Genomic DNA, 5,160 nt, shown 5'->3' with positions numbered 1-5,160 from the left:
CTGGTTCGGGTGCACCAGGGCCGAGAGCAGCAGTGTGTCCAGCACCGGTTGCTCGAACACGATGCCGGTGGGCTTCTCTTGCAGTTGCAGGAAGCGCATGTCGAACGCGGCGTTGTGCGCCACCAGCACCGTATCCTGCGCGAACGCGTGGAAAGACGGCAGCACCTGCGCAATGCTCGGCTGACCGCGCAGCATCTCGGGCTGGATGCCGTGGATGGGGATGGAGGCTGCGGGAATGTCCCGACCGGGATCCACCAGTTGCTCAAAGCACTCCTGGCGCAGCAGTTTGCCGTTGACGATGCGCGCCGCGCCGATCTGGATGATGGCATCGCCCTCGGAGGGGTTCAGGCCCGTGGTCTCGGTGTCGAACACCGTATAGACCAGATCCACCAGGCGGCGTTCGTCCATGGAGCGCGACTGCTCCGTGGTCTTGAACAGGTCGAAGTCGTAGTACTCGGGGCGGCTCTCGCTCTTCAAAAAGTGCGTGGCCTCCAACTGTTCCTGCGGATCGGCCAGGGGCAGCAGAAAACGGAAAAAGGCCTGGTGCCGGGTGCGCTCGCGTTCGAACCAGAAGGCGCCGCCGTGGCGCTCCACCACGTCGCGCACCGTCAGCCGCACGGTCTCGTTGCCCAGGCGCATCGGGTCCATCTCCCAGCTCATCACCGTCTCGGTGCTCATGGCCTGACCGGACCACACCAGATCGAGTTGCGCCCGGTGCTCGCTGGCTGCGGCCAGCGTGAGCCGCAACTCGACATAGCGGATCTGAAATTCGTCCTGCAAGCGCTTGGACAGGTACACCAGCGCTTGCAGCAAAGAGAAGCTCTCCACCTGGAGCCACAAGGCGCCGTTCACCTCGCTGGTGGAGGCGTTCAAACCGGTGGCGATCTCGATGCGGCGCACCGCCGCCCCCATCAAATCGGCGCCCAACATCTCCTCCAGCGGCCAGCGGGTTTTCAGCACCGCCGCCGTTCCGCTCTCCACCTCCTGGATGCGCCGCCCCAGGCCCTGGGTTTCCTCGCGGATCACCCCCAGAAAACGCTCGCGCATGGCGGCGTCCAGATCGGGATAGTCCAGCATGTCGATCGCCGCCTGCATGCTGGCCAGCGCCGCCCGGCTGCGCTCGGTGAGCGTGTGCAGCACCTGGTCCCGGGCCGACTCGTCTTCGTAATCGCGGGTGATGTTGTCCAGCATCAGCACAAAGCCGGTGATCTCGCTGCGGTCGTCCCCCGTCTCGGCGTTGGGGGCCTGCACCGCGCGCACCGGCGCCATCTGCACCCGCAGCAGTTGCCCCGCACCGGTGGTGGTCACGAACTGGGCCGAGGGGTGCTCCGCACCACGCAGCATGCGCTGCTGGATGCTCTCCAGCGCGTGCGCCACCAGCTTGCGGTCGAACACGCCATAGACCGAGCGTCCCAGCCCAATGAGTTCGGCACCACCGGCCACCGAAGGCGCTTGCGACAGCGCGCGAAACTGCATGCGGGCACGGTTGTTGTAGAGCAGGATGCGCCCGTCCAGGTTGCACACCACCACACTCTGGCTCAACTCGGACATCAGGGCCGCCAGCCGGGCCCGCTCCAGCTCCGTGCCCCGGCTGATCTCCTGCACCCGCTGGTGCATCTCCTCGCGCAGCCGAGCGCGCTGCAACACCAGCTGGTTGACGACGCCGCTCAAGCGCCGGACTTCAGGGCTGCCGCGCGCGGGCAACTCGCGCACCACATCGGTCCGCAGCAAGACCTCGGCCTCTTCGGCCAACTGGGCTGTGGGCGACACAAAGTGCGCGAGCAAGGCGCGAAAAACGAAAGCGCTGGCGATCAGCAAGACCACCAGCATCATGAACACCAGCAGACCGCGCGACAGCAGCGATGGCCCCGGAGCCTCCAGCCATGACCCGCGCTGGGCTGCGCTCGACGTGGACCACAGCAAAGCCACCGTCAGCAGCAGCCAGACCACCCACACCGCACCCAGGGCCAACACACCCAGGGCGATGCGGCGATCGCCTCTTTTCATGCACCGCGCTCCAGCATGTCCTTGACCTTTTGCACCAGTTCACGGGTGGAAAACGGTTTGGTCATGTAGGCGTTGGCACCCAGGGCCAAGCCTTTGGCCACGTCGGTATCGCGTCCCTTGGCCGTGAGCATCAGAATCGGCGTGTCTTGCACCTCGGGGTGGGAGCGCACTTCACAGCACACTTCAAAGCCGCTCTTGTGCGGCATCATCACGTCCAGCAGCACCAGGGCCGGGCGCTCGCGAACAACGGCGTCCACCGCCTCTTGTCCATCGCGCGCCAGCACCACCTCGTAGCCTTCGCGCTTCATGAGGAACTCCAGCGAGATCAGGATGTTGGGCTCATCGTCGGCGATCAGGATTTTCTGGCTCATGTTTCACTCCGGTGCATCTCTTGGGGCCCTCCAGCGGGTTCGGGTTGGACCTGTCCATTCTGCGACAAGAAGAAGCCGAAAGTCGCGCCCTGCCCCGGGCTTGAACGCAGCCACATGTGCCCACCGAAATGGGCCACGATGCGCCGGCTGATGGGCAGGCCCAGGCCGGTTCCACCAGCCCGGTACGCTTCACCGCCGATTTGCCGAAACCGTTCGAACACCAATTCTTGCAGCTCGGGGGCGACACCGGGACCGTTGTCCTGCACCTCCACCTGGATGCCATCGCGCTCCTGCTGCAAGCGCAGGGCCACCTCGCCCGTACCCTGTGGTGCGAACTTGACCGCGTTGGACAACAGGTTCAAGACCACCTGGGTGATGCGGTCGGCATCGCCCCGCACCGCCCGCACCGCTTCAGGTAACTGGCATTGCAGCGCCACGCCGCGTTCGCGGTAGGTCTCGCGCATGGTGGCCACCGCCTGCACCAGCAGCTCGCGCATGTCCACGTCGGCCTCGTGCCACTCGGCATGCCCGGCCTCGATCTTGGCCAGGTCCAGCACCTGGTTCACCAGCCGACTCAAACGCTCGGCCTCGGTCACGATGATGCCGAGACACTGTTGGCGTTGTTCTGCGGGCATGTGCTCATCGTCCCGCATCAGCTCGCTCAAAGCCCTGATCGAGGTCAAAGGCGTGCGCAGTTCGTGCGTCACCGAGGACATGAAATCGTCCTTCAGGCGATCCAGGCTCTTGAGCTGCTCGTTGGCCTCGCGCAGGTCCGCGGTGGCGCGCTCCAGCGATGAGGACTTCTCTTCCAGCGCATGGGAATACGCACGCAATTGCGAAGCCTCGTCCAGGATGCGCAGCACATCGTCCATGTCCAGCGGCTCCTCTTCCACCACCGACGACACCATGACCCGCGCCGACGCGCTGCCAATGGCGCCGGTGAGCTGGGTCTCGACAAACTGCACCAGCCGCGCATCCGGCGGTATCAGCTCCACCTGCGCCACGCCGATGCGCCGCGCATAGGCCTCAAAAAGACTGCGCGCCCGGCGTTCGCCGAGAAAACGCCCGACCAGAGGCATCAAGGCCGAAACTTTCGCCCGCCCCTGCCAGAACACCGGGCGGGTATCGGCCTTGCGGTGGAACACGTCGACAAACAACAACGCCTGACTGGTTTCGCGCGCCGACGGCGCCCGCCACAGCGAGACACCCACATACGCACCCACGTTGGCCAGCAGGCTCCAGAACAGCGAGTGGGTGAGGTTGTCGAGCAGGGAAAGCCCGAGAAAGCTCTCGGGCTTGAGCCACGCCATGCCCCAGGGGCCTTGTTCGAGAAAGCCCACCGCCAGCCAGCCCGACTTGGCCAGCGAAGGCAGCATCAGCGTATAGACCCAAAAGCCAAAGCCCAGGGCCAGGCCCGACAGCGCACCCCGGCGCGTACCGCCCTTCCAGTACATGCCACCCAGCGTGGCGGGCGCAAATTGCGCCACCGCCGCAAAGCTGATCAGACCGATGCTGACCAGCGCATAGGCGTCTCCGGCCAGGTGGAAGTAGAGATAGCCCAACAAGAGGATGAGCAAAATGGCCAGACGGCGGATCAGCAGCAGCAGACCGGTGAGGTCCCCGCTGGCGCGGCTGCCGAAACGGCGCATGCGCAGCAGAATCGGCATGACCAGATCGTTGCACACCATGGTGGACACCGCGATCGCCTCCACGATGACCATGCCCGTGGCCGCCGAAAGCCCCCCCACAAAAGCCACCAGGGCCAAGGCGGTGTGGTTCTCGGCCAGCGGCAGCGACAAAACAAAGGTCTCCGGGTCCATGCGGCCGGGACCGAAATACAACAAGCCGCCAATGGCGATCGGCAATACAAACAGGTTGATCAGCAACAGGTACAGCGGAAACGCCCAGACCGCGCGCTTCAAGTGCTGCTCGTCCACGTTCTCCACCACCATCATCTGGAACTGCCGGGGCAAAAAGATCACCGACAGCATGGCCAGCACCGTGAGCGCAAACCACTGCGCGTAGGCAAACGGCTGCCCCTGATCGAAGCGCAACAGGCGCTGCACCGACGGCACCGCCTGCGCCTGCTCGAACAGATCACCCAGACCGTTGAACAGGCCATAGCTCACATACAAGCCAACCGCCAGAAAGGCCAGCAGCTTGATCAGCGACTCCACCGCGATGGCCGCCACCATGCCCTCGTGGCGCTCGCTGCTGTCCAGGTGCCGCGCACCAAACACCATGGTGAACCCCGCCAGCGCCAGCGCCACATACAAAGTGCTGTCCAGCCACCACTGGGCGCTTTGCTGCGCGGGTTGGCCCAGGGGAGACGTCAGCACCGCGTAGCCACTGGAAATGGCTTTGAGCTGCAGGGCGATGTAGGGCACGATGCCGACCACGGTGATCAGCGTCACCAGCCCTGCCAGGGTCGGGCTTTTCCCGTAGCGGCTGGCCACGAAATCGGCGATGGACGTGATGCGGTAGGTCTTGGCGATGCGGATCATCTTGCGCACCACCATCCAGGCCAGCACCATGGCCAGCGTCGGCCCGAGGTAGATCGGCAAGAACCAGACGCCCGAACTGGCGGCCCGGCCCACGCTGCCAAAATAGGTCCATGCGGTGCAATACACCGCCATCGACAAGGCGTATACCCAGGAACTGGCGATCAGCGAGCGGCCCTGGCGGGCCCTCAGATCGCCGAAATAAGCCACCGCAAACAGCAGCAGCAGGTAGGCGAACGACGCGCCGAGGACCAGTGGCGGGCTCAGCATGTCGTCAATCG

At 64.9% G+C, this 5,160-nt stretch carries 3 protein-coding genes; all 3 read right to left on the bottom strand.

What is annotated here, in order from left to right; all coding sequences use genetic code 11:
• On the bottom strand, nucleotides 1-2,007 hold a 2,007-nt coding region (locus ABYB95_RS16625; RefSeq protein ID WP_372659670.1), incomplete at its 3' end, for an exonuclease domain-containing protein.
• Nucleotides 2,004-2,378, bottom strand: coding sequence for a response regulator transcription factor (locus ABYB95_RS16620; RefSeq protein ID WP_372659669.1), 375 nt, complete (start codon nucleotides 2,376-2,378; stop codon nucleotides 2,004-2,006). The genes ABYB95_RS16620 and ABYB95_RS16625, both read right to left, overlap by 4 nt.
• A partial coding sequence (locus tag ABYB95_RS16615; RefSeq protein ID WP_372659668.1) for an ATP-binding protein occupies nucleotides 2,375-5,160 on the bottom strand: 2,786 nt, incomplete at its 5' end. The genes ABYB95_RS16620 and ABYB95_RS16615, both read right to left, overlap by 4 nt.

The sequence above is a fragment of the Hydrogenophaga sp. genome, from assembly GCF_041633695.1.
In the GTDB taxonomy this organism is placed as follows: Bacteria; Pseudomonadota; Gammaproteobacteria; order Burkholderiales; family Burkholderiaceae_C; genus Hydrogenophaga.
Note: the sequence above shows the minus strand (reverse complement) of the source record. Positions and strands in the feature narration are given on the sequence as shown.